The following is a 267-nucleotide window of genomic DNA, read 5'->3' on the forward strand; positions in this document are numbered from 1 at the left end:
AGAGCTTAATGGTTCTGTAAAAGATTTAGAGAAGCGCTTAGAGGCATTAAGAGAAGAGCTTGAAGATTTGAAAGAGTGTTCATTGGATGAAGCCCTCTGAATGAAGGAATAAAGCAGATGAAGATACCCGATCATGAACATGAATATTTGATACCTGTCGCGACGAGAGAAGAAATGATAGCAGGAACTTCTCAAGACAGCGTTGTTGTTCCGAAGCTTTTAGGGACGGCATCTTTGTATTCGTATGAAACCTTTGCGCCGTTAGAG

The organism is Bartonella sp. TT110JLCBS, assembly GCF_042193405.1.
In the GTDB taxonomy this organism is placed as follows: Bacteria; Pseudomonadota; Alphaproteobacteria; order Rhizobiales; family Rhizobiaceae; genus Bartonella.